This is a genomic window from Candidatus Chromulinivoraceae bacterium, assembly GCA_035478595.1.
In the GTDB taxonomy this organism is placed as follows: Bacteria; Patescibacteriota; Saccharimonadia; order Saccharimonadales; family Saccharimonadaceae; genus CAMLKC01.
Map to the genome: position 1 here is coordinate 25,524 of DATIJL010000018.1, position 24,750 is coordinate 50,273.

Consider the following 24,750-nt stretch of genomic DNA (forward strand, 5'->3'; position numbering starts at 1 on the left):
CGTTGTTTGTGAGCGGTGATTTGTGGTATAACCATAAACAAGATGGCACAACAAAAAGCGTGGGCGCAAAATGGATTTACTATCATCGAATTGGTTGTCGTTATTGTAGTGATCGGCATTTTGGCTGCTATCACTCTTGCGACGTACGCAGGCGTAAAAAATAAATCATTTGACACCTCTGTTCAAGCGGATCTTCGAAGTATCGCATCGGGACTTAAAAGCTTTAAGGCAGCAACTGGCTCTTATCCAACGACAGATACAATTCTCAGTACGTTAACTGACAGTTCCGGCAATGTTGTAACGGCAGCTGTTCCAAAAATATCGCACGATGGTTACAGTATGACGGACGATTCTAACCCTAACGATACGTATTTCCGTAATTTGCTCGTCTGCGTTCGTAGCGGTGGAGCGGATCCTGAATTTGGCATTGTCGCATTATCGCAATCTGGCAACACATGGTACTACACGTCCTCGAATTCATCGATAACACAGGCAACACAAGCTTTTGTGGGCGTGGACGGAACGGAATGTCCGTATGTAGGCATTGCCTCAACCGACCCTGGCTATGCGCACTTTTGGGCCTATAAACGCGCAGCAACAACAACTGATCTGAACGCTGGCTGGCTTAACTGGGCCGCATACTAGTAACTTATTTATAGTTTGTTAATCTCCGCACCTCTGTTATAATGGCAGTTATGAATGCACAAGATATCCGCAACGCCTACCTACAGTACTACAAAGATCACCATCACACTGTTATAGAGCGCGCGGCCTTGATGCTAAAAGACGACCCGACGACGCTATTTACAGGCAGTGGTATGCAGCCGCTTATGCCATATTTGCTTGGCGAAGCTCATCCCGACGGTGTTCGTCTCGTTGACAGCCAGCCCTGTCTTCGCGCTCAGGATATTGAGGATGTAGGCGATAATCGACACACCGTATTTTTTGAGATGCTTGGAAACTGGTCGCTTGGTGATTACTTTAAAGCAGACCAGCTGCCCTGGATGTATGAGTTCTTGCTCGACGTCGTTAAACTGGACATCAACAAGGTGTATGCAACCTGTTTTATTGGTAATGAAGAGTTTAATATTCCAAGGGATAACGAAAGTGCTGAATTACTAAAAAAGATATTTGCCGATCGTGGTATTGAGGCGCTTATGGCAGACCTTGGTTCGGAAGAAGATGGTTATGCCAGAGGAATGAAGCCTGGCGAGCGGATATTCTTTTATGACGCGTTTAAAAACTGGTGGTGGCGCGGCAAGGGTATTGCAGGTATGCCAGAGGGTGAGCCTGGCGGTCCAAGTAGTGAAATGTTCTATCGTTTTGACGATTCTGATCATACTGATGCTGAGAAAAAGAAGTATGGCGAGTTCTGTCACCCAAACTGTGATTGTGGCAGGTTTATGGAGATTGGCAACAATGTCTTCATGGAATATGTACGCCGTGGTGAGGGTTTTGAAAAGCTGCCAAATCGTAACGTAGACCAAGGATCTGGTCTCGAGCGAATCGCAGCGGCTGCCATCGACAGCCCCGATGTCTTTAAAATCAGTCTTATGTGGCCAATTATTGATAAGTTGCAGATGCTTAGTGGCAAAAAATATGATAGTCATACTGAAAGCATGCGGGTTATCGCTGATCACTTACGCGGTGCGACGTTCCTTGCAGTGGATGGCTGTGTACCAGCAAACAAGGAGCAAGGTTACGTAATGCGTCGCTTGCTTCGTCGCGCCATCCGTTTTGCGTTTGATCTTGGTATTGAACAGAATTTCTTTGAGGAAGTAGTTCCTGTTATTGCTGATTTGTACCATGCAGATTACCCCGAGGTTGCCGCTAAACGCGAGGATGTTGTTGCGACACTTGTAAAAGAGGAGAAGGTTTTCCGCCAGACATTACGCAAGGGTCTAAAGCAACTTGAAAAGTTTGCTAAGGATGGCCTAACTGGTGCAGAACTCTTTATGTTATATGATACGTTTGGTTTTCCTGTAGAACTTTCGACCGAAGAGGCTTTTAAGCAGGACATTGTGTTGTCAGAGAATTGGCGTCAAGAGTTCAACGATAAAATGGCTGAACAACGAGCTCGATCGCAAACAGCAACCAAGGGTACATTTAAGGGCGGTCTTGGCGGTCAGACCGATATTCACAAAAAATACCACACGGCAACACACTTACTGCAGTCCGCACTTCGCCAGTTGTTTGGTTCTGAACTTCGCCAACACGGCAGTAACATTACCGAAGAGCGTTTGCGGTTTGACTTTAACCTCGACCACAAGATGACTCCTGAAGAGATTGCAAAAGCCGAAGAGTTGGTAAATGGTTGGATTAAAGAGGACCTACTCGTAACATTCAAGCTCTATCCAACTCAAGAAGCACTCGATATGGGTGCAATCGGTCCGTTTGGTGAGCGCTACGACGATACGGTTAAGGTGTATCAAATGGGTGAAGGCGACCATATTGCCAGCCTCGAAATTTGCGGCGGTCCTCACGTCGACCACACTGGCCAGTTGGCTGAAGGTGGTAAGGTGTTTAAGATCACCAAAGAAGAGTCGAGCTCGGCTGGAATTCGTCGTATCAAAGCTATTCTTGTGTAACTAGTTTAAGTAACTACTTTAAACAGCTCTGTCTTTCAATGACGGAGCTGTTTTATGTTCAACACCTCTAAAAACAGAAAATAAACAGTCGCTGAAGCTTTATTCTTATGCTAAGTGGTATATAATGATACTAATTATGGTTTTCGAAAAATTGCGTCAAAAAACACAACAGAAGTTAGACAACGATTATGTCGTTGCGCTTGATATTGGTACGGAATTCGTAAAAGCCCTGATTGCAAAAATGAAAGATGACACACTTGAGATAGTCGGTGTTGGGCGTGCCCGTCAAGATCTTAGTGATATGCACTCCGGTGCAATAGCAGATATTTCGGGCGTCGTTCGTAACTGTGAAGAAGCGCTCTCAGAAGCGGAAGATCAAGCAGGTCTTCAGGCAAAGCGCGTCGTCATCGGTATTGCTGGTGAGCTTGTCAAAGGTGTAACAAATACCATTCGCTACCGCCGGCCACAACCAGATCGTCCACTTGATACTGCGGAAATGGAATTTATTATTGAGAAGGTTCAAGAGCGTGCGCAAGGTAAGGCACAGCGTCAGATTGCACTTGAGACAGGCAACGAAGAAGTTGAGGTGAAGCTCGTTAACAGTGCGCTCGTGAGCATTCATATTGATGGCTATAAGATCTCCAACCCAATTGGCTTTCAGGGTCGCGATATTGCTGTTCAAATTTACACAGCATTCGCTCCAATGGTTCATATCGGTGCACTTGAACGTGTTGCGGACGAGTTAGCGCTGGAACTCGTGGCTGTCGCCGCAGAGCCGTTTGCAGTAAGCCGAAGTGTGCTTGGTACGGACGCAAGTAGCACCTTCACAGCTATCCTAGCTGACATTGGTGGCGGCACGACTGACATTGCTGTTGTAAATGATGGTGGTGTCGAAGGCACTAGGATGTTTGGCATTGGCGGTCGTAGCTTTACGCGTACAATCGCAAGTGAAATGGACCTCAGCTATGCTGATGCTGAGAAGTTGAAGGTTAACATAGAGAATAATCAGATTAAAGCGAGTGTTAAGAAAGACGCCGAAAAAGCAATTGATAAGACACTAGATGTGTGGCTTGCGGGCGTGGAGCTTGCTCTAGGTGAGTTTGATTCAGTCGACCACTTACCGAATCGCATTCTCTTATGTGGGGGTGGCGCTAGTCTTACTATGCTGGTTGACGCTCTGTCTGAGCGTGATTGGTATAAGGAGTTGCCGTTTACAAAACGTCCGACCGTCCAGCGAATTGATCCAAGCGAGGTAATTGGAATCCACGACGCGACAGGGGCTGCAAGTGATCACACTTTCATTACAGCTATGGGACTTCTCAGGGTTGGCTATGATACAATGATAGGGAGCAGCGACACGGATACCATAAAAGACAAACTTAACCGGATCCTTCGCATTTAACTATGAACAAAGACGTCATTTATATCGATGTTGAAGATGATATCACGGCTATTATTGGCAAAGTGAAAGATTCTAAAGAAAAAATCGTTGCCTTGGTTCCACCAAAGCGTATTGGTATATTGCAAAGTGCAGTTAACCTAAGACTTTTGCAGCGAGCAGCATCACAACATGATAAACACTTGGTGCTTATTAGCAATAACTCGGCTCTTACAGCGCTAGCGGCCGCAGCGAAAGTACCAGTCGCAAAAAACCTTCAGAGTAAACCAGAACTGGCTGAAATTTCGGCTCTCAGTGTTGATGATGACGATGATATCATTGACGGCTCTCAACTTCCGGTCGGCGAACTGGCAAGGATAGCTGATAAAAGTGCACTAGGCGCGGCTGCACTATCTTCACCAGAACTCGAAGCGATCAAAGAAAATGCAGCCGAAGAGCGACCACGCGCAACGCCACCGCTTGCAGGTCAAGCACTTAAGAAACCAAAGGCAAAAGTCCCTAACTTCAATAAGTTTCGTAAACGGATGATTTTTGCCATCGGTGGTGGTGTACTGCTAATCGGGTTTCTTGTCTGGGCGATCTTTTTTGCACCCTCTGCAACAGTTATTATTACGGCGCGTACAACCGACTCTTCGGCTAACGCTAAGGTGTCTCTTGCTGATGCGGCTGCAACTAGCATGTCTGCTGGTACGCTCAAGACGACTACACAACAGATTCCAAAGAGCTCAACCGTCGACGTGACGCCGACAGGTAGCAAGCAAGTTGGCACCAAAGCTACTGGTTCTATGACTGTTACTCGCACCTCTATATCAAGCACTCCGATAAGTGTCCCCGTCGGAACGACGTTTACAAGTAATGATAACCATGTTTTTGCTAGTACGCAGGCAGCTACGCTTGGCGGCACAACCATAGGGCCAAACGGTGTCGTGCAAGATTCAGCGACTATTAGCGTTCAGGCTTCTGATGTTGGCGAGGATTATAATCTCTCTGCACGAAGCTACCAGTCGAGTGTAAGCGGCATCTCTGCTCAGGGCAGCGACATGGCGGGCGGTACGAGTAAAACTATTACAGTAGTTACAAATGACGACGTGCAAAAAGCAGTGGCTCAACTGGCTCAACAAAATACCGATGATATCAAAAAACAACTGGCGGCTAAGTTTAACGATACCTTCATTGTGCTTGACCAGACATTTAAAACAGATACCGGTAAGCCTCAAGTAACGCCTGGAGTTGATCAAGAAGTTCCAGCGGGTAGTAAGGCGTCTCTTACGACGACGGTAACCTATAGCCTAACTGCAGTCGCTAAGGCAGACGTGAGTCACTATCTTGATGATTACTTTAGTCAACAAATCCAGGGACTGGGTGATCGTCGTGTGTATGATAACGGTGCGTCTAAAGTGACATTCACGAACGTAGCAGCAAGTACGACAGGATATACCGTCAACTTAGTGGCTACTGCTAAAATCGGTCCAAAAATTGACGATCAAAACGTAAAGGACAGCGCAAAAGGCAAACGCTTTGGCGATATTCAGTCGAGTATTGAATCAATTCAAGGTGTTGATAACGTTGATGTTAAGTTCTGGCCGTTCTGGGTCTCTACGGCACCAAACGATACAAAAAAGATAAACGTACAATTTAATCTGAATGAGTCATAAAAAGAGTATTCTATCGCTCGATGTAGGCGAGAAGCGAATTGGCGTTGCTGTTGGCAACACGGCAATCCGGATTGCTATGCCTATAGATACTCTAGAGGTTGATGGCACTGAACTGGAGCGAATCGCGCAACTGGTCGTAAACGAGGATGTCGATACGATTGTTGTTGGATACCCACGCAATCAATCTGGTGAGCCAACTGCACAAACCCGATTTGCTGAAGCTTTTGCTAAGCAGCTTGTTGATATGGTGCCGCATCTAAAATTTCAGGACGAGTCTCTTACGAGTGTGTTAGCTGAGCAGCAACTTAAATCATACGGTAAGCCATATGCAAAAGGTGATATTGATGCGGTTGCCGCGTCGCTTATATTGCAAGATTATCTGGAGGCAAACTAATGGATATACGTCCCCCTAAAAAGCGTCCTCTATCATCCCATGTGCCTCAAAATATACAGCACGTAGCCCCTCCGGTCGTTCCTCCGCCAGCCCCTATAGCGCCGCAACCTCAAACACCTCCGTCATTAGTGCCTAAGAGAAAAAGACGTCTTTGGACTTGGATTACGGGTGGTATAATTGCAGTTTTGCTGCTCATTGCTGGCGGTTCGGTAGTTTGGTATAAGTTATCGCTCCGAGCAGTTGATGCTAGTGATACGTCACGTATCAGACTTACTATTACAGAAGGGCAGTCGCCGTCGCAAATTGCTCAAGCGCTCCAGGACAAGAAGCTGATTCGCAGCCAGGTCGCCTTTGATGTCTATACTCGTTTAACGGGCGCTCGTTCTCAGTTGCGGGCTGGTACGTACAGTATTTCACCATCTGAATCTACGGAGACTATTGTAAGTAATCTTGTTTCAGGTAAAGTAGACCAGTTTAATATTACGTTTCTACCCGGCGCAACGGTTGCCGAGGATAAACAGGTTCTGGTAAAGGCTGGCTACAAGCAGAGTGATGTTGATGCGGCTTTCAGTAAACAATACGATCATCCATTGTTTGCTACAAAACCAGCGACAGCAGATCTAGAGGGCTATATCTATGGTGAAACGTATAACTTTGACAGCGATACGACTGTAGAACAAATACTGGCAAAGACGTTTGATGAGTATTATGCTGCTGTTACGGATAATGATTTGGTAGCTGGCTTTCAAAAACAAGGCCTTACTCTTTATCAAGGTATTACGCTCGCCTCTATTGTTCAGCGAGAAGTGTCAAATGCAACTGACCAAAAACAGGTTGCACAGATTTTTCTCAAACGTCTCCAGATAGGAATACCATTGGGGTCAGACGTTACCTATCACTACGCTGCACAAAAATTAGGTGTGGACCCATCTCCAACTCTTGATTCACCTTATAACACGCGTATTTATAAAGGATTGCCTCCTGGCCCTATTGCAGCACCGGGTCTAGGAGCACTTAAGGCTGTCGCAAATCCTGCCTCGGGGGACTATCTCTACTTCCTTAGTGGAGATGATGGAACAACCTACTACGCCACTACAGAGGCAGAGCACCAGGCCAACATTACGAACCACTGTCAAATTAAGTGTGCTACTCCCTAAGTTTGACATTTTTACATTCTATAAAATAAATTGACACACTTTGCAATAGCTGATACAATGAATATCAGCACATTTACGAGCCCGTCTACTTAATGCGGCATATGGCCACATCAGCGAGTGGGAAGTACGAGACGTAAATGAGCCTACCGACAAATGTCGCTACGGATACCGAAATTGAACGTTTCACCCAATATCATTAATGAAATAGGTCGACACGTATCCTGTTCTATGCGAGAAGAAAGACAGAGTAAGGTAGACGCCTTTGCAGTAATGCTGAAGGCAGGAGAACGATCATTCGTAGGTCTGATACCATCGCGGGCACTGCCCAGATGACAACTGCTGAACTTAAGCAACAGGTGTTTGCTCGTCGTCAAAAGACATCGCGCGGACACAAATTAGGACCTAAATCAACGACGATAGCCGCTTATGCGGGCGTTTTCTTGCTGATTATGTCGATGGTTGCAATCGGTTACCAACCTCCACAGAAGATGGATAGTGTCGCCAATGCTGCAACTCCTACGACAACAACACAAACCACGACAACGACTCAGCCTTCGGTTGACCAGTTAGTGGCTACGAATATCGCGGCGGACATCGCCGAACGTGCTAACTTGCCAATTGCAACAAACGTAGCAAACCTTTCCGTATCACTTGCAGCAGAGCACCAGCTCTCACAAAACAGTGATAACGTTATTAGTAAGCCGCAAATCGTGCAGCCAACGGCTGATAGCCGTACCGTGCAACACTATACGTCACAGGCGGGCGACACAGCTCAAACTGTGGCTCTTAAGTATGGTATTTCACCCGATACGATCAAATGGGCTAATAACCTTGCAACGGACGCCATTAACGCTGGTACTAATTTAACAATTCCTCCGACAGACGGTATTATTTATACCGTTAAGGACGGTGATACAGTTCAGAGTATTGCCGCTAAATACCAGGCAAACCCTGATCGTGTTGTGTCATTTAATGACCTTGAGCTTTCTGGTATTGCTACGGGTAAGACGATTATTATTCCTGGAGGTGTATTACCTACGGACGAGCGCCCTGGTTATGTTGCGCCAAGCAAGGCAAGCAGTTACGGTGCATACAGTGGTGGCTACTCAACAGTCGACGCACAGATTGCCCGTGCTTCGGCGGGTAACCGCTATGCCTTCGGTAACTGTACCTGGTATGCCTACGAGCGTCGTGCGCAGCTTGGTAGTCCTGTTGGAAGTTTCTGGGGTAACGCCGCGACCTGGGCTGTCTATGCACGTGCAGCTGGTTACCGTGTAGACAATACACCTGAAGTCGGTGCGGTTGCGCAGTGGAACGCTTATCAAGGTGGTGCGGGTTATGCTGGTCACGTTGCAATTGTTGAATCTGTTAACGGTGATGGAAGTATTACAGTGAGTGAGATGAACTATCTCTATAACTTTAACCGTGTCACGAGTCGTACAATTCCTGCTGGTTCTGTCTCAAATTACATCCATTAGAAATAAGAACTTTATTGGAACATAATCTCCCCTATTTTTCCAGGGGATATTTTGGTATAATGTAATGAAATGTTTATCGATACGGCTAAAGTTTTTATTCAAGCAGGCAAGGGCGGCAACGGCGCCGTTAGTTTTCGTCATGAAATCTACGTAGATAAGGGTGGTCCTGACGGTGGTAACGGTGGTAAAGGTGGGGACGTTATATTTGAGGCGACTGAAAACCTCAACACATTACTCGACTTTCGTTATAAGCCGGAGCTCAAGGCTGCATCCGGTACAAATGGCAGCAAATCTAATCGTTATGGTAGATCTGGCGAAGACTTGATCGTCAAAGTACCTATGGGCACAATCGTTCGCCATAATGGTGAGGTTATTGCCGATCTTACAAAGAATGGTCAGCAGCAAGTGATTGCAAAGGGTGGTGACGGTGGATTTGGTAATGCACACTTTAAATCATCTGTTCGCCAAACGCCTAAAATGGCTGAACTCGGTGAACTCGGTGATACGTTTGAGGCTGAGCTTGAGCTCAAACTATTAGCCGATGTTGGTCTTATCGGTTTTCCGAATGCAGGTAAGTCTACCTTTTTATCTGTGGTGAGCAATGCGCGCCCAGAAATCGCTAACTACGCCTTTACGACGCTAACACCAAACCTAGGAGTTGCTGATATTGACGATGGTAGTTTACTAATTGCCGATATACCTGGTCTTATTGAGGGTGCAAGTGAAGGCAAGGGACTCGGCGACGCTTTCCTACGTCACGTCGAACGAACGGCCGTTCTCCTTCATCTTATCGATGCCTATACGGATGATGTGGCTGCGGCTTACCAGACTATTCGCAAAGAGCTTTCAAACTACAGTGAGGAACTGACTAGGCGTCCCGAGGTCATTGCCTTAACTAAGATCGAAGGTCTTGACGATGACATTATTCAAATGCAGTTAGATGCTATTAGAGGTGTTGCAGGCAAGAAGGCAGAGATCTTCGCAATTTCATCAACAGCACATAAGGGTTTAACAGAAGTTTTACGTGCACTTCGCATTAAGGTTCAGACGGCGCGTGATATCGAGCGTGAAATCGAGAGCGAAGAGACGGATCTACCCGTTATTAGCCTGAATAGTGAACAAGTTGCTGAAGCTTGGTCGGTAGAGAAAGACCACGAAACAGGTCACTATATCGTAAAGGGTGACAAAATCGAAAAGTTTGCAAGGCGTACGAACTTTGATAATTACGAGGGTGTTAACCGTCTACGTGATATTATGCAGCGCCTAGGTATTACCCATCAATTAACTCGTTCTGGTGCGGCTGGTGATAGTCTAATAGAGATCGGTGGCACAACGTTTCCACTTGTTGAACAGTAAAAAACAACCTCAGCTCGAGGAGTAGTTTCTACTGGATAAAACAAGATGGACCAATTCAAACCACCAGTCTTGTCACTGATGTTATTTGGATATGGACGTGTTTGCTGAGCGGGATAATAATAAAGCTACAGGGATAGATAGGGCTGCCGCTGTTATCTTTGCAAGCATAACGCTACCAATCATCGCAGGATCGACACTCGCGACAAAACCTAGATGGTCCCCGATCAGGAAAGCACCACTTACCATAAACGCACTATTTAAAACCTTGCCCCGTTCATCCATCTCTGCGAATGTATGAAGCATAGGAAGATTATTTACTGTGCTCGTTAATAATCCAGCCATGCTTGCACCGTTTATTCCCATCCTTGCGCCGGCTTTTTGAAGTGGTTTTTCTGCCTTGAGTGTAAGTAACTTTACGAGAGGGAAAGCGCCCATAAGAACGATAGATATAACACCAACAATTTTTATCCCAGAAACAAGTGGCTCCATACTAGAAAGGAGCGTCTTTCCAGTAAGCAGCTGTACTGATGCGATAATCAGTCCTATTACACTTAGTATGACGATGCATTCCCCTAAGTATTTAGCAGCCTTCATGGTATGACGAGAGAAGAAATGGAGAGATAAAGCGATAACAAGCGATAGCGTGACAAGAGGTATACTGTTCGGCAGTAGTTCCTTAAGGGGAAAGCCGGCGACAACACCACCAACAAACGCCCCGACTGGAATCGTAATAAGACCAGCGAGCAGACCCTTAAGTAGGAATGAGTGGTCATTCTTATGGACAACGTTGAGCGCAACCGGTATTGAAAATACGAGTGTTGCACCAAGCATTGAGGCAACCATTAGGCCGGAAAAAGCAGCCGATGTAGGCGTAAGCGCGAGTGATTTCGCAATAGGGTATCCACCCATATCAACCCCTAGGAAACCGGCAGCCATAGACGGATCTGCCCCCACTACCCTCAAAACCGGAACTGCGATAGGTCGTATAATCGTACTCAAGATTGGTGCGAGACTAATAATTCCAAGCATAGCTAAGGCGAGTGGGCCGAATGTTTTCAGTCCATTCTCAAATTCTTCTCCAAGACCAAACTTGTTGCCAAGACAATAGTCAATTCCGCCTATAACAATGCCGATACTTAATATGCCAAGAACGATGGTGTTTATATCCATAGCTTTTAGATTATACATCAGGATTCAGCCTAATGACGATAATTTTTTGTTATAAAAAGCCGGAAAAATCTGGACAGGTGTATAGCAGGTGTAATAAAATTTTCTAATGAGTAAAAACATAAACATTATACAAGACCGCATTACAAAATATAAGGAGCTCATCAATGAACGTGCCTCAAACCTGATGGGGTATCCAGAAAGTGGGTACTTTGACTATGCTCCACTTCGTGACTTTATGGACTATAATATTGATAACCTAGGTGATCCATATTCTGACCTTCTCTATGGTGTGAACTCCTGCGAATTTGAGAAGGAAGTGATTTCTTATTTCTCTAACATGTACGATCTCAAGGATAACGAATCCTGGGGATATGTTACATCTTCTGGTACGGAGGGTAACCTGTACGGACTCTTCTTAGGCCGTGAATTACATCAGGAAGCGATTCTATACTATTCGGCTGATGCCCATTATTCCATTGCCAAAGCAGGACGATTACTCCGTATACCTATGCAAGTTATCCCTTCTTTGACAAACGGTGAGATTGACTACGAAGCCTTGCACCACGCCATCGATTTAAACCCTGGCAAGCCAGCCATAGTAGTTGCAACGCTAGGTACGACATTTACAGGCGCCATTGATAACGTCGACAAAATTGCAGCTATTTTTGAGGAAAATAACCGTACGGACTTCTATATACATTGCGATGCTGCATTATCTGGTATGATGCTTCCTTTCATGAAAGAAATGGGCGCACCGCAGATCAGCTTCGATAAACCGATCGGCAGCGTATCAGTGTCTGGGCATAAGTTTATTGGTGCACCGTATCCATGTGGCATTGTCGTTGCGCGCAAAGAACATGTCGAACGTATCCAGACGGCGATTGAATACATAGGTGCATTAGATAGCACTATCGGCGGTTCCCGTAACGGTCAAGCGCCACTCTACTTGTGGTATGCAATAGAATCGCGTGGTCACGATAAAGGCTTCGAGAAAGAGGTAACGACAAGTCTAAAAATGGCCGATTATCTGTGTGAACGGCTAGGGTCTATTGGCTATCCGTATGATCGTAATCAATTCTCAAACACAGTTACCTTCAAAGAGCCGGCAGAGGATATTGTTCGAAAATGGCAATTAGCACGCGTTCGGGGCAAAGCACATATTATAACCGTACCTCATGCAAATAAACAAAAGATTGACGCATTTATTAGCGATCTTGAGGCATCTGCAAGAAGCGACGCAATTTAAAAATGTAAGCCCAACTAGGCCAGCACCATAGCAGTTTACACGAAAACACACCCTAGAAGGTGTGTTTTTTGTTATGCTAGATATATATGCCAAAGACTTTTTTCTTTTATGACCTAGAGACAAGCGGTCTTGATGTACGCCAAGATAAGATTATGCAGTTCGCAGGAATGCGTACAACACTTGATTTAGAGCCGGTGGGTGAGCCGTTCAACATGCTCGTAAAATTGAGCGACGATACGCTGCCAAGCCCAGAGGCATTAATGGTAACTGGCATTACCCCGCAAGAGACGCAGGCTGATGGATACACCGAGACAGAGTTTGCGCAGCTGATTATAGATGAGGTATTCACGCCGGATACGATAACGATAGGATTTAACAATATTCGCTTCGATGATGAATTTATCCGTTATCATTTGTGGCGTAACTTTCGTGATCCGTATGAGTGGTGCTGGAAGGATGGGCGGTCACGCTGGGACCTGCTTGATGTCGTGCGTATGACTCGCGCTCTCAGGCCTGAAGGCATCAAATGGCCAGTGGCGGACGGTAAGGCGACAAACCGCTTAGAGCTTCTGACTAAAGAGAACGGAATTGATCACTTTAAGGCTCACGATGCTATGAGTGACGTTGAAGCTTTAATTGCGGTAACGAAGCTTATCAAGGAGAAGCAGCCGCAGCTTTATCAATATTTGTTCGATATGCGTGATAAGAACAAGATCAAACAGCTCGTTAACTTAGAGGACAAGAAGCCGTTTGTCTATACGAGTGGTCGTTACGATAGCACCTATCATAAAACGACCGTGGCTTTTCCATTAACCAGCGGCAAGAATGGGAATGTAGTGGTATATGATCTTCGTCACGACCCCACACCGTTTATCGATTTGAGCGTTGAGGAACTAAAAAAGAAGCTCTATGCACCATGGGAAGAGCGCCAAAAAGAAGGCTTTGTAGCACTTCCAGTAAAAGAGCTGCAGTATAATCGAGCACCGACAGTGGCACCGCTAGGTGTCCTTGAGCAAGAGGATGGCTGGAATAGGATTCAGCTAACAAAAGATGTGATTGAGCAACATAAAACGGCGTTACTACGGGCGCCACATTTTGCCGAGAACATACGGTCTATTTTTGAAACAAAGGGCGATTTTAAAAAATCTACCGATCCAGAAGCGTTGTTATATGATGGCTTTGTAGGCGATAGGGATCGACTGCGAATTGAAACAGTTCGCAATGCGGATGAGCGAACATTGGCAGATTTTCACCCCGATTTTGTCGATGAGCGACTAGCTCCACTCTTACTCCACTATAAAGCGCGAAACTATCCACAGAGTCTTAGTCAGGATGAGGCTTCTGAATGGGAAGCATGGCGTGGTAAACGAATAAACGAAAAAATACCTCGTTTCATGGCGTCACTTCAGGCTATGGCTACGCGTCATCCAGATGAGAATAAGCAATTTGTGCTTCAAGAACTTCAGCTGTGGGCGGAAAGTATCGTTCCGAGCGATTTGTCTAGCCAAGAGAGCGAGAACTAGAGCTGACTATAGCGACGACGAGGTAACTGTTTAACTGTTTTAGAAGTCTTCTTTTTAGGTGAAACCTTCGAGAAGGCGTCGAACGGAATAAGATTCAGTATCACAATCCAGGCGGCACTTGTCATGAGGAGTAGCATAAAGGTAGACGGCACGGCATATTTGGTGCCAGGTACAATGCCGGCTAGTACAAACAGGGCAAGTGAATCAAGCATGCCGGACTCAAAAAGCACAACAACGAAGAGTATAACGAGAGCTACGATGATCAGTATTTTTTTCATGGTTCCACCTCTTACGAAACATTATTTTATACCAATATAGCATTGCGTCAAAGCTGTGCAAAGATAAGCGTTTTTGTTGGCTTCATAGAATTATCCAAAAGTCTATATCTGGCAAAAGAGGGTATTTTTATGCTATAATTAAGTGCTATGCCAGAGGTTATTCGTGTTACTGGTGCTCGCGAGCACAACCTAAAGAATATTAGTGTCGAAATTCCACGCGACAAACTAGTGGTTATTACTGGGCTCTCGGGCTCAGGTAAGTCGAGCCTTGCCTTTGATACTATTTACGCTGAGGGACAGCGTCGCTACGTGGAGAGTCTTTCTAGCTATGCTCGTCAGTTTCTTGGTATTATGGACAAACCTGATGTTGAGTCGATTGAAGGTCTAAGTCCAGCTATCTCAATTGACCAGAAATCTACCAGTCGAAACCCACGTTCGACTGTAGCAACCGTTACTGAAATCTATGACTATTTGCGTCTTTTGTATGCGCGCATTGGCGTGCCACACTGTCCGATTTGTGGCAAAGAAGTGTCTCGTCGTACACCACAGGCAATTATCGATGAGGTCATGAAAATCGAAGAGGGCACTCGTCTTATGGTGCTTGCTCCGATTGTTAAAGAGAAAAAAGGTGAATTTGCGCATATCCCTGAACAGTATCGGCGCCTTGGTTTTGCTCGTGCTCGTGTAGATGGTGTTGTGTACGCACTCGATGAATTTCCCGACCTTCAAAAGAGCTACAAACACAACATTGAAATCGTTGTTGACCGCATCTCTATGAGTGCGGATAGTGTTAGCCGTGTGACGCAATCGGTTGAACAGGCACTTGAGCTCGCCGACGGGGTCGTTGAGCTTTTGAATGCAGATAAAGACGAAACGGCTATTTTTAGTCAGCGTTATGCCTGCATTGATCACCCGAACGAAGAAATTCCAGAGCTCGAGCCACGACTTTTTAGCTTTAACGCTCCTCAAGGAGCCTGTCCTGTTTGTACTGGTCTGGGGTCTCGCTTGGAGGTTGATCCCGATTTAGTATTTAACCCTAACCTTACGATCGCAGAAGGTGCTATTCGTCCGTATAATCGCGTTAATAGTGATGCGTGGTACATGAAACGTTTGGCAAAGGTAGGAGAGGCGCATGGCTTTAGTCTACAGGTGCCTGTTAAACAACTGAAAAGTGAAGATCTGACTAAGATTCTTTATGGCACAGGTGCAGAAAAATACCGCGTTGACATCGGAGCTGGACGTCACTACGAATCTACATACGAAGGTGTTATCCCCAACCTCGAACGTCGTCATAAAGAAACCGACAGTGAATTTATGCGTAAAGACATAGAGCGCTTTATGCGTGAGCGTAAGTGCCATGCCTGTAACGGCAATCGTCTTAAACCAGTAGTGCTTGCCGTGACAGTTCACGGATTGAGTATTATGGACATGTGTAATATGGGAATCGATGAAGCGCTAGAACTTTTCCGTAACGTGCTTAAATTTACTGAACAAGAGCAGTTCATCGGTCACCAAATTGTTAAGGAAATTACCGAACGTCTTGGATTTATGAGCAATGTTGGTCTCAACTACTTAGAGCTAGCACGGGCTGCAAATACGCTTTCTGGCGGTGAAGCTCAGCGTATCCGTCTTGCAACGCAGATTGGCTCTGGCCTGCAGGGTGTACTGTATGTTCTGGATGAGCCATCAATCGGTCTACACCAGCGTGACAATGACCGACTTATTGCAACGCTTAAACGACTACGCGACCTAGGGAATACCGTACTTGTTGTTGAACACGATGAGGATACAATTCGTCAGGCAGACTATCTGCTTGATATCGGTCCAGGAGCTGGCGTTGCTGGTGGTGAAGTTGTTGCTGCCGGTACGCCGGAAGAAGTAGCAAAACAGAAAGACAGCATTACAGGGCGCTATCTTTCGGGTGCTGAAAAAATTGATGTACCTAAAAAACGTCGTTCCATTGAAAAGGATCGCCAACTTATTATTCGAGGTGCACGTGAGAACAATCTCAAAAACATTGACGTCGCATTTCCACTTGGCGTTATGACAGTTGTGAGTGGTGTAAGCGGTAGTGGTAAGTCTACGTTGGTGAACGATATTTTAGCCAAAGAGCTATCTGCTCGACTTCACCGTGCACAGACAGTGCCGGGTGCCCATGAGAACATTGAAGGCATTAAGCACCTTGATAAGGCAATCGTTATTGACCAATCGGCAATTGGTCGAACCCCACGCTCTAACCCGGCTACCTATACAGGCGTATTTACACCAATCCGCGAACTTTTTGCCGGTACACCGGAAGCTAACATCCGAGGCTATAAAGCCGGTCGTTTTAGCTTCAATGTTAAGGGTGGTCGTTGTGAGAACTGTCAGGGCGATGGTGTAATAAAAATTGAAATGCATTTTTTGCCAGATGTCTACGTAACCTGCGACGAGTGTAATGGAAAACGCTACAATCGTGAGGCTCTCGAGATTAAATACAAAGAAAAAACAATCAGCGATGTACTTGAAATGACAGTTGAGCAGTCTGCAGATTTCTTTAAGAATGTTCCATCAATTGCCCGGAAACTCGATACACTCGTAGATGTTGGTCTTGGTTATATTCGCCTAGGACAGCCGGCTACAACTTTTAGTGGTGGGGAAGCTCAACGCATTAAGCTTGCTACCGAACTCTCTCGACGTGCGACCGGTAAAACTCTCTACATTTTGGATGAGCCGACAACCGGCCTCCATAGTGCTGACGTAAAACGATTACTTGGGATTTTGCAGAAACTGATCGAGGGCGGCAACAGTATGGTTATTATCGAGCACAACCTTGACGTCGTTAAGTCTGCTGATCACGTTATTGATATGGGTCCTGAAGGTGGCGCTGGCGGCGGCATTGTTGTTGCACAAGGTACCCCAGAGGACGTCAGCAAAGTCGCCGAGTCATTCACTGGTCAATACCTAAAGACGTTACTGAAGTAGGAACTATGCAAACGGCGCAGCTGAACGGGGAGGTGCCCATATGGACTCAGGACTTCTTTTTATCATCAATGAATTCCACAGAGTTTGAATCAAAGAGGCAGAGATAACATTACTTGCCACGTAACTGATGTACAGAAGAATATGAAAAACAGACCTCTCCCGCTACTTTATGGTTGGAATATGTCGAGTTGGGATAGTCTATGCAGCCGCAACAATCTGTTCAATAAGTTGTATTGTATCATCGGGATTGCTAACCTCGAATGTCTTCACTCCAGTAACTGTTCTTGCTGGATAGTCATTACCACCTGGACTAAGCTGGTCGCCCACAAAACCGATTTCCCGATAACTGTGATTTAGCCTCTCGGATAATTTTCGTATGCCATAAGCCTTGTCGACCCCACGCTGCGTAACATCTACAGAACTCGCGCCACCGCTTCTTAGATCATATTCAAGATCTCCTAAGCGTTCAGCGGCGTTTGCTATTAGCCTTGCCCTTCGCTCGCCATTTGTATCCCAACCCTTTTTAATTTCAGGTGGCGCCTGCTGGCCAAGCGCAGAAAATGTAATCTGGCTACCACGATCCTCAATAATCTCTCCATAGGGCTTTGGCACCCAAAGGCCTTCTTCTTTGGCAGCAGTCTCTAGGGTCTCAATGATTAAGCGCTTGTGTTCTGGGTCTATATTTTCCGCATAAACCTCTTCCCATACACCATCAACATAGTCTAAAGAACGGGTTCCGCATGTCGGGAAAGGATGCATTCTTTTAAGGCTCTCGGGATCAGGATCAGGCAATCGGCTTATAACCTGTTTATCAACTTGCTCCCAAGTCCCCCCGGTGATAATGGCAACATTCCGAATAGCGAGTAGCTGCATTAGCTGTTCACCCATCTTAGCGCCGATACTTTGCTTAGATTCTGCTAGCGTGTCGTCAAGATCAAACCCCCATACCTTTATGTCATTCGGGTCAATATCCCCCTGTTGACTTGTTAGTGTCCTTCTCTCAAAAGTATTCATAACTTCAGTATTCTCCTGCTCGGTGTGCATGTCAAGCAACAGCTTCATGAGCAGCGGCTTGCACTAGATGGTAATTCGACTCGGGTTAATTAGGAAGGTGAATTTTAATAGGTTGCTCATATTAGAGAGTGGCTTGACCTTTCTATGGCATACTAATCTACTTTGGATTCACCTGGATATATTCGGAGTATAGTGGAGGCGAGAGTAAGAGCGCGGAATAAGGATGATTTTGGACGTGTCGCTAAACTTGACGACTTTTTTGAGCAGTTCGAAAATAGCAAGCAGCATGTACAAGCGACAATAACACTTAAACCTGGCTATGATTATGAGTCTGTCGTAACTCGCGTAAAAGAACTCGTGGAGTAATTATTTTTTACGGAATAAAACGCGGAACTGCTTTTTTGTGCCGTTCCAGATTATAGTACGTTGACGCTTGTCTTTTAGGATGTGAATAAGAGGCGGTAGGACGGAAACAATAACAATCAGCGTAACGATTGGAAGTAGCACGCTATCTATTCCAATGCCGAGCCTATTAAAGAACTCTCCGATATAGAATCCCGCGTAAGCAACACCTGCAGCCCAAAGAAGTGCGCCAACAACGTTGTAGCTAAGAAAGGTACGGTAACTCATTTTGCCAACTCCGGCAATGATAGGTACGAAGGTTCGGACTACAGGAATAAAGCGGGCTAAGATCACTGTAACGCCACCATGTTTTTCATAAAACTCCTCGGCTTTTTTGATGTTTTCTTGACGAAATAACAACGAGTTTGGTCGGCTAAATAGCCTGCGACCAACGCGTTTTCCAAATATATAGCCGACGCCATCCCCAAGAACGGCAGCAAGGAATATGAGCACGACAAAGAGATGGATACTAAAGTTGAATAAATGAACGCTAATTAAAAAACCTGCGGTAAATAGAATGCTATCTCCTGGCAAAAAGAAGCCGATGAGTAGTCCTGATTCTGCAAAAATAATTGCGGCAACAACTGCCATTACAAGCCAAGGGCCAGCTGTTGAGGCAAAGCTAGTAAAGTCAAATCCTGGTATCATACTTGCTCTATTTTAGCACGGCGATCATAAATGCTATAATAGAGAGTACGGAAATGGAGGCGAAATGAACGATATTTCATTGAAATTGAACGAACGTACTAAGGTGGGGAAAAAAGCTGCCGAATTACGCAAAGAAGGTATGATCCCGAGTGTTGTATATGGCGGCAAGGGTGACCCTATGACGACCGAATCGCCTATGGTTGAAACAGCTAAGGTTGCTCATGCAGCAGGCAAGCACACGCCAGTACATTTGACGATTGATGGTAAGAAGAAGCTCGCTATCATTAAGGCTATTGATATGCACCCAGTGAAGCACACGCTTCGACATGTGGCTTTTCATACGATTAAGCAGAACGAACCGCTTGTTGCTGAGGTGCCTATTGTACTAGTCGGTATGGGTGAAAGTGAGGCTGAAAGGGCCGGACTTGTCGTACTTCAGGCTATTGAACGAGTAGACGTGAAGGCTTTGCCTGCAAACTTGCCAGAATCTCTTGAGATTTCTATTGCAATGCTCACCACAACTGACGACAAGCTAACGTTTACAGACATTAAGCTACCTAGTGGTGTTGAGTTTGCGAACGTAGAGCAGGATATGGATCTTGTGGTTGCAAACGTGTATGAGCCGAGTGCACTGCAGGCAGCGAACGAATCTGCAGGTGGCGATGCTGAAGATGAGTCGACAGTTGAAGCAGAAAACGGTGCTGATGTTGTGCAGAATACGCAAACAGAAGAAAATCATCCAGGTGGCAAAGGTCAGGATAAACCAAAACAAGCTGACGCTAGTAAGTAGCGCCGTATAAAACGACTAACACCCTAGACCAGTCTTGGCCTAGGGTGTTTTTCTATTCCTCAATAAATCCGCCAGATTGATGTGCCCACAGCTTTGCGTATGTGCCTTTTTGAGCGAGTAGCTGGTCATGTCTACCTTGTTCTTTGATGGCCCCGCCCTTTATGACAATAATCCTATCCAACTTGGCGATTGTTGAAAGGCGGTGAGCAACGACAATGCTCGTGCGGTTTTTCATGAGCTTTTCGAGTGCGTCTTGAATAAGCTTCTCACTCTCGCTATCGAGTGCAGACGTCGCCTCATCTAAGATAAGGATTGGCGCGTTTTTAAGGATTGCCCTGGCAATGGCAATACGCTGCCGCTGTCCACCACTAAGCTTGACGCCGCGCTCGCCAACGATTGTATCAAGGCCTTCTGGAAGATCTTTTATAAACTCATAAGCATTTGCCTGTTTTACTGCCTGCATAATCTCCTCATCTGCTGCTTCAGGCCGGGCATAGGCGATATTGTCACGAAGACTGCGATGAAACAGGTATGGTTCTTGGGGTACGTAGGCAATAGCACTTCGTAAACTGTCTTGTGAAACCTCTGCAATGTTCTGTCCGTCAATCTCGATAGATCCAGAAGAGACATCGGCAAAACGCAAAACCAACTTAGTAAGAGTTGTTTTACCTCCACCACTATGACCAGCAAGACCAATACGCTCGCCCGGTTTAATGTGAAGCGTAAGGTCGTTTATTGCTACATCTCGGCTTTTTGCATAGTGAAATACGACGCTATTGAGATCGACCTGTCCTTTACGTACAACTAAGCTAGGGGCATGAGGCGCGTCCTTAATTTCAGGTTCTTCGTAGATGATATCAGTGATATTGGCGGCATCGATAAATAACTGTTCCATGCCACGAATAATAGGCGTGATTTCAAACAATGAGCCGGTGAGCCTGCCTAAGTAGCTTATGGCAAATACAAGTGCGGCAATTGACACATTTCCGGTAGTGGCAAGCCATATGCAAGTCCCAATTGTCACAAGTTGAAGGGCAAAGAGCATTGCTTGGCGCGCAATGGTTTCGCGCTGAAAAATCCTAATTTCATCAAACATAACATTCTCGATTTTTTTGCGGTCAGTCACGACACGATCTACCTCTTTTGTGCCATTTGCAAAATAGCGAACGATCTGCTGATTACCAAGAATGTCAGCGACTGTGCCGTTTAACTGGGACATCATCTGTTTACGCTTGTGACGAATTGGCCCACGGCTTGAAACGGCCTTTAAGCTTCGCCAAATTAGCAGTATCGTTGCAAGTCCAAGCGGAATTAAAAGTACAGGGGACATAAAGGCGATAATAATGAGACTCGCAATGAAGTTGACAACCAGACCGCTTGCCTGTAAAAAGATGATGTCAAAAAACGATACGATAGAAGCACCGAAAGTGTTAACATCTCCAGCCAATGAACCTATTTTTCGGTTAGCAAAGAATTGGTCACTGTGTAGCATGAGGTGTTGCATGCTCTTTCTTATGAGTGTCGTACGCATCTCTTCTTCATGGCGAAATAGGGATGTAAAACCTACGAGTGCGGTAAGAACTGCTAAGACTGAAACCAAGGTGCCGATTACTAAAAGAAAAACAGGATGCTTCCAGTCGTGTGGATGAAGTATTAATGACTGTACGATAAGGCTAAATAAAAAAGGGAGTAAAACGACATAAAGTAGCCGGTTGATCGGAACAAGCGTCGAATAAAATATAAATCGACGCTTGTCTTTGGCTATTTCTGTCCAAAAAATGGTTAGAGTTTTACGTGCTGTTTTTGTATCGGTACGAACTAGTATTTTTGCCATCACTATTCCTCAATAAATCCGCCAGATTGGTGGGCCCACAATTTTGCGTAGATACCTTTTTGTTTTAATAAATCAGTATGTGCGCCATCTTCAACAATGTGGCCCTTATCGAGCACAATAATACGATCAAGTGTTGCGATAGTACTCAGACGGTGAGCAACGACAATGCTCGTGCGGTTTTTCATGAGCTTTTCGAGTGCGTCTTGAATAAGCTTCTCACTCTCGCTATCGAGTGCAGACGTCGCCTCATCGAGTACTAAAATAGGTGCATTTTTCAAGAGAGCTCTGGCAATGGCAATGCGCTGCCGCTGTCCACCGCTAAGCTTGACGCCGCGCTCGCCAACGAGCGTATCAAGCCCATGGGGTAGCGACTTGATAAAATCGAGGGCGTTCGCTTGTATTGCAGCTTCACGAATTTCGTCATCTGTTGCATCGGGCTTACCATAGGCAATGTTTTCACGGAGCGTGCGGTGAAACAGCATTGGCTCCTGGGGCACGTAGGCGATAGCCGAGCGCAGGCTTTTTTGAGTAACGTCGCGGATATCAGCATCATTAATGTGAATGGCGCCACCAGTCACATCGGCAAAGCGAAGTAAAAGGTGAGTAATAGTTGTTTTACCAGCTCCGGAAAGACCGACGAGTCCTACTTTTTGACCAGCTGGAATAGTAAGCTGAATAGCACGCAGAACGTCTTCGCCCGCATCATCGTAGCGGTATGAGACGTTGTCGAATTTAATAACGGGATTAGTAATAACTAACTTGCTTGCCGCGTGTGAGTCATTGACATGCACATTCTCACTGAGCATCTCAGTCATAGGCGCAGCGTCAAGCAGGGCTTGGTCGTAGCCATTAATAATATCGCCAAGGGTAAATAACTGCGAGCCAATACGTTGTAAATAGGCGAGCATAAAGACTGCGGTTGCAAGAGAGATGCTGCCAGTACCAACCAACTGAACGGATACGACAATAGCGATGATTTGCACAACAACCATCAGTGCTACGCGAATGGATCCTTCAGTTGCGGTAAATCCAATATCTTTACGATAGATACGTTCAAAACGGCGAGTTTGCTTTTGGAGATCTTTGATTTCGCGATCTTCTCCTGCGAAGGCTTTTACAATGGCATTGTTTGTTAATGCGTCTGCAACCTTACCATGTATCTCAGCAACGAGCGTTTTTCGTTCGTGTCGCCATGGTGCACGTTTCTTAGCACTCCATCTAATTTGAAATGCGAGCATAACAAGCAGGGTAAAGACAATCGCAGCGACTAGCCATGATTGCGTGAGAAGAATAGCCACACCGCTTCCGATAGAGAGAATGAATCCGAGCGTCCGAATAATAAACAGATCCTGAAGTGTTACCTCGCTACGGACGTAGTCTATGTAGCGACTCGTCATGGCACCGATTTTTTGATTAACGAAAAAATGGTTGTCCTTCTTGATGAGGCGAATGAAGGTCTGTTCGCGTAGATTTGCAAGAGTCTTCGACTCGTGGTAAACCATCGACCTAAAACCGACAAGGTTGAATGATGCACCTAAAAGCCCGAGTCCAGCGGCGATCCATAGGAATGGATAGACTTTTGCCAGATGGTGCTCGGTGAGGGCACCAATAGCTTGACTGAGCATATAAGGCAAAGCCGTATCAATAAGAAGCGACCCTACAGGAATGAAAACGAGCATCACAATGAAGCTTGTTCGATGTTTTTTTACTTGCTCCCAGTATAGACGGAGCGTTTGTCGATTGACGTTCATGGCGATCTCCAGAGTTTAGTTATTGTTAAAAAGACAAGATCGCTAGCGGTTCGGACGGCCAAACATTCACGAATAGCGGATCAACTACACATGAGATGATCATAGTACATCTACTATATCGTAGTTTTTATGGCTTGCCAAGACATATCTATGGTTTTTATTGAGGTGAAAACCAGATTCCTGTATAATGGAAAATAATGCAAAAGATTTTATTATATTATAAATTCACACCGATCGAAGATCCGGAGGTTATGAAGCTATGGCAAAAAACACTCTGCGATAGTCTTAATCTTGGTGGGCGTATACTTATTTCTAAACACGGTATTAATGGTACTGTTGGCGGGGGCCTAGATGACCTTAAGAAATATATTAAGGCAACGAAGGACTTTCCAGGCTTTAAAGGGACTGTTTTTAAGTGGAGTGATGGTGGTCGTGAAGACTTTCCACGTATGAGCGTCAAAGTTAAAAAAGAGATTGTTGCATTTGATGCTGCCGATGAGCTGAAGGTTGATGAGAATGGTGTTGTTGGCGGCGGTACACACCTAAAACCGGGTGAAGTCAATAAGTTAGTCAAAGAGCGTGGAGACGATGTTGTATTTTTCGATGGTCGTAATGCCTATGAGGCAAAAATCGGTAAATTCAAGAATGCCATCGTACCTGATACGCGAACAAGCCGAGATTTCATCAAAGAACTCGAAAGTGGCAAATACGATAATCTTAAAGATAAGCCAGTTGTCACCTACTGTACGGGTGGCATTCGCTGTGAAATCCTCTCGAGCCTTATGAAAAATCGTGGATTTAACGAGGTCTATCAGATAGACGGTGGTATTGTGAAGTATGGTGAAGCATATGGCGATGATGGTCTTTGGGAGGGCAGTTTGCATGTGTTCGATGATCGCATGAAGGTTGAATTTAGTGACCACACAGCTGTCGTTGGGCGCTGCGTTCACTGCGAAGGTCCTACTAATAATTATGAAAACTGTGCGTTTGCGAATTGTAACGATCTGGTTTTGATTTGTCTTGGTTGTAAGCAAAACCCAGATTTGCTATATCACACAGAGGATTGTCGTGAACAGGCGAAGTTGATATATTCTTGACGTCTT

The 24,750-nt window shown here is 45.5% G+C and carries 20 protein-coding genes; 14 read left to right on the forward strand and 6 right to left on the reverse strand.

From position 1 onward, the window contains the following. The first annotated feature begins 42 nt into the window (after positions 1 to 42). The 8 genes from VLG36_05795 (at position 43) to obgE (ending at position 10,027) form a co-directional block, all read left to right on the forward strand. Entirely contained in the window at positions 43 to 645 is a 603-nt protein-coding gene (locus tag VLG36_05795; protein HSW78284.1) for a prepilin-type N-terminal cleavage/methylation domain-containing protein, read from the forward strand. Between the two features lie 50 nt (positions 646 to 695). Next, entirely contained in the window at positions 696 to 2,588 is a 1,893-nt protein-coding gene (locus tag VLG36_05800; protein HSW78285.1) for an alanine--tRNA ligase, read from the forward strand. 136 nt (positions 2,589 to 2,724) lie between these two features. Further along, on the forward strand, positions 2,725 to 3,990 hold the full coding sequence (locus tag VLG36_05805) for a cell division FtsA domain-containing protein (GenBank protein HSW78286.1): 1,266 nt from the start codon (positions 2,725 to 2,727) through the stop codon (positions 3,988 to 3,990). A gap of 2 nt (positions 3,991 to 3,992) precedes the next feature. Beyond that, positions 3,993 to 5,642, forward strand: a complete 1,650-nt coding sequence (locus tag VLG36_05810) for a hypothetical protein (GenBank protein HSW78287.1) — start codon at positions 3,993 to 3,995, stop codon at positions 5,640 to 5,642. Beyond that, positions 5,632 to 6,036 (forward strand): Holliday junction resolvase RuvX, encoded by a 405-nt coding sequence (gene ruvX / locus VLG36_05815; GenBank protein ID HSW78288.1) that lies wholly within the window; start codon positions 5,632 to 5,634, stop codon positions 6,034 to 6,036. The genes VLG36_05810 and ruvX overlap by 11 nt, the downstream gene beginning before the upstream one ends. Continuing rightward, on the forward strand, positions 6,036 to 7,193 hold the full coding sequence (gene mltG / locus VLG36_05820) for an endolytic transglycosylase MltG (GenBank protein ID HSW78289.1): 1,158 nt from the start codon (positions 6,036 to 6,038) through the stop codon (positions 7,191 to 7,193). Before ruvX ends, mltG begins: the two co-directional genes overlap by 1 nt. 329 nt (positions 7,194 to 7,522) lie before the next feature. Next, positions 7,523 to 8,671 carry a CHAP domain-containing protein gene (locus VLG36_05825; protein HSW78290.1) on the forward strand — a complete coding sequence of 383 codons (1,149 nt, stop codon included), beginning with the start codon at positions 7,523 to 7,525 and terminating at the stop codon, positions 8,669 to 8,671. 69 nt (positions 8,672 to 8,740) lie between these two features. Beyond that, positions 8,741 to 10,027 carry a GTPase ObgE gene (obgE, locus tag VLG36_05830; protein HSW78291.1) on the forward strand — a complete coding sequence of 429 codons (1,287 nt, stop codon included), beginning with the start codon at positions 8,741 to 8,743 and terminating at the stop codon, positions 10,025 to 10,027. Positions 10,028 to 10,108: 81 nt separating this feature from the next. On the opposite strand, the gene VLG36_05835 is transcribed toward obgE, so the two are convergent. After that, complete coding sequence (locus VLG36_05835; protein HSW78292.1) at positions 10,109 to 11,197, reverse strand: ethanolamine utilization protein EutH; 1,089 nt, start codon at positions 11,195 to 11,197, stop codon at positions 10,109 to 10,111. A 106-nt stretch (positions 11,198 to 11,303) separates the two neighbouring features. Here VLG36_05835 and VLG36_05840 point away from each other — a divergent pair, with 106 nt between their 5' ends. After that, positions 11,304 to 12,443 carry a histidine decarboxylase gene (locus VLG36_05840; protein HSW78293.1) on the forward strand — a complete coding sequence of 380 codons (1,140 nt, stop codon included), beginning with the start codon at positions 11,304 to 11,306 and terminating at the stop codon, positions 12,441 to 12,443. 86 nt (positions 12,444 to 12,529) lie between these two features. Continuing rightward, positions 12,530 to 13,966 carry an exodeoxyribonuclease I gene (gene sbcB, locus VLG36_05845; protein HSW78294.1) on the forward strand — a complete coding sequence of 479 codons (1,437 nt, stop codon included), beginning with the start codon at positions 12,530 to 12,532 and terminating at the stop codon, positions 13,964 to 13,966. On the opposite strand, the gene VLG36_05850 is transcribed toward sbcB, so the two are convergent. After that, a complete protein-coding gene (locus tag VLG36_05850; protein ID HSW78295.1) occupies positions 13,963 to 14,244 on the reverse strand; it encodes a hypothetical protein in 282 nt (93 codons plus the stop codon). The two genes, sbcB and VLG36_05850, sit on opposite strands and share 4 nt — an antisense overlap. A 147-nt stretch (positions 14,245 to 14,391) precedes the next feature. Here VLG36_05850 and uvrA point away from each other — a divergent pair, with 147 nt between their 5' ends. Beyond that, positions 14,392 to 17,208 (forward strand): excinuclease ABC subunit UvrA, encoded by a 2,817-nt coding sequence (gene uvrA, locus VLG36_05855; GenBank protein ID HSW78296.1) that lies wholly within the window; start codon positions 14,392 to 14,394, stop codon positions 17,206 to 17,208. 198 nt (positions 17,209 to 17,406) lie between these two features. On the opposite strand, the gene VLG36_05860 is transcribed toward uvrA, so the two are convergent. Continuing rightward, complete coding sequence (locus VLG36_05860; protein HSW78297.1) at positions 17,407 to 18,270, reverse strand: HAD-IIB family hydrolase; 864 nt, start codon at positions 18,268 to 18,270, stop codon at positions 17,407 to 17,409. Between the two features lie 114 nt (positions 18,271 to 18,384). On the opposite strand from VLG36_05860, the gene VLG36_05865 reads away from it, so the two are divergent. Next, positions 18,385 to 18,588 (forward strand): hypothetical protein, encoded by a 204-nt coding sequence (locus VLG36_05865; protein ID HSW78298.1) that lies wholly within the window; start codon positions 18,385 to 18,387, stop codon positions 18,586 to 18,588. Here VLG36_05865 and VLG36_05870 read toward each other — a convergent pair whose 3' ends face one another. Beyond that, entirely contained in the window at positions 18,589 to 19,272 is a 684-nt protein-coding gene (locus tag VLG36_05870; protein ID HSW78299.1) for a VTT domain-containing protein, read from the reverse strand. It lies immediately after the preceding gene. Positions 19,273 to 19,336: 64 nt separating this feature from the next. On the opposite strand from VLG36_05870, the gene VLG36_05875 reads away from it, so the two are divergent. Then, positions 19,337 to 20,062 (forward strand): 50S ribosomal protein L25, encoded by a 726-nt coding sequence (locus tag VLG36_05875; GenBank protein HSW78300.1) that lies wholly within the window; start codon positions 19,337 to 19,339, stop codon positions 20,060 to 20,062. 52 nt (positions 20,063 to 20,114) lie between these two features. Here VLG36_05875 and VLG36_05880 read toward each other — a convergent pair whose 3' ends face one another. After that, positions 20,115 to 21,896: an ABC transporter ATP-binding protein gene (locus tag VLG36_05880; protein HSW78301.1), complete on the reverse strand. Its 1,782-nt coding sequence runs from the start codon at positions 21,894 to 21,896 to the stop codon at positions 20,115 to 20,117. Between the two features lie 2 nt (positions 21,897 to 21,898). Continuing rightward, positions 21,899 to 23,647 (reverse strand): ABC transporter ATP-binding protein, encoded by a 1,749-nt coding sequence (locus VLG36_05885; protein ID HSW78302.1) that lies wholly within the window; start codon positions 23,645 to 23,647, stop codon positions 21,899 to 21,901. A gap of 197 nt (positions 23,648 to 23,844) precedes the next feature. Between VLG36_05885 and VLG36_05890 the strand changes: the two genes are divergently transcribed. Continuing rightward, positions 23,845 to 24,744 (forward strand): rhodanese-related sulfurtransferase, encoded by a 900-nt coding sequence (locus VLG36_05890; GenBank protein HSW78303.1) that lies wholly within the window; start codon positions 23,845 to 23,847, stop codon positions 24,742 to 24,744. Positions 24,745 to 24,750 lie beyond the last annotated feature (6 nt).

Excerpts from the sequence above, each read along its gene's own strand:
- VLG36_05860 (HSW78297.1), bottom strand. The coding sequence starts at position 18,270 with ATGAAGCTGTTGCTTGACATGCACACCGAGCAGGAGAATACTGAAGTT.
- VLG36_05875 (HSW78300.1), top strand. The coding sequence starts at position 19,337 with ATGAACGATATTTCATTGAAATTGAACGAACGTACTAAGGTGGGGAAA.
- VLG36_05810 (HSW78287.1), top strand. The coding sequence starts at position 3,993 with ATGAACAAAGACGTCATTTATATCGATGTTGAAGATGATATCACGGCT.
- VLG36_05835 (HSW78292.1), bottom strand. The coding sequence starts at position 11,197 with ATGGATATAAACACCATCGTTCTTGGCATATTAAGTATCGGCATTGTT.
- VLG36_05890 (HSW78303.1), top strand. The coding sequence starts at position 23,845 with ATGCAAAAGATTTTATTATATTATAAATTCACACCGATCGAAGATCCG.
- VLG36_05885 (HSW78302.1), bottom strand. The coding sequence starts at position 23,647 with ATGAACGTCAATCGACAAACGCTCCGTCTATACTGGGAGCAAGTAAAA.
- VLG36_05880 (HSW78301.1), bottom strand. The coding sequence starts at position 21,896 with ATGGCAAAAATACTAGTTCGTACCGATACAAAAACAGCACGTAAAACT.
- VLG36_05850 (HSW78295.1), bottom strand. The coding sequence starts at position 14,244 with ATGAAAAAAATACTGATCATCGTAGCTCTCGTTATACTCTTCGTTGTT.
- ruvX (HSW78288.1), top strand. The coding sequence starts at position 5,632 with ATGAGTCATAAAAAGAGTATTCTATCGCTCGATGTAGGCGAGAAGCGA.
- VLG36_05825 (HSW78290.1), top strand. The coding sequence starts at position 7,523 with ATGACAACTGCTGAACTTAAGCAACAGGTGTTTGCTCGTCGTCAAAAG.
- uvrA (HSW78296.1), top strand. The coding sequence starts at position 14,392 with ATGCCAGAGGTTATTCGTGTTACTGGTGCTCGCGAGCACAACCTAAAG.
- VLG36_05805 (HSW78286.1), top strand. The coding sequence starts at position 2,725 with ATGGTTTTCGAAAAATTGCGTCAAAAAACACAACAGAAGTTAGACAAC.
- sbcB (HSW78294.1), top strand. The coding sequence starts at position 12,530 with ATGCCAAAGACTTTTTTCTTTTATGACCTAGAGACAAGCGGTCTTGAT.
- mltG (HSW78289.1), top strand. The coding sequence starts at position 6,036 with ATGGATATACGTCCCCCTAAAAAGCGTCCTCTATCATCCCATGTGCCT.
- VLG36_05800 (HSW78285.1), top strand. The coding sequence starts at position 696 with ATGAATGCACAAGATATCCGCAACGCCTACCTACAGTACTACAAAGAT.
- VLG36_05840 (HSW78293.1), top strand. The coding sequence starts at position 11,304 with ATGAGTAAAAACATAAACATTATACAAGACCGCATTACAAAATATAAG.
- obgE (HSW78291.1), top strand. The coding sequence starts at position 8,741 with ATGTTTATCGATACGGCTAAAGTTTTTATTCAAGCAGGCAAGGGCGGC.
- VLG36_05795 (HSW78284.1), top strand. The coding sequence starts at position 43 with ATGGCACAACAAAAAGCGTGGGCGCAAAATGGATTTACTATCATCGAA.
- VLG36_05870 (HSW78299.1), bottom strand. The coding sequence starts at position 19,272 with ATGATACCAGGATTTGACTTTACTAGCTTTGCCTCAACAGCTGGCCCT.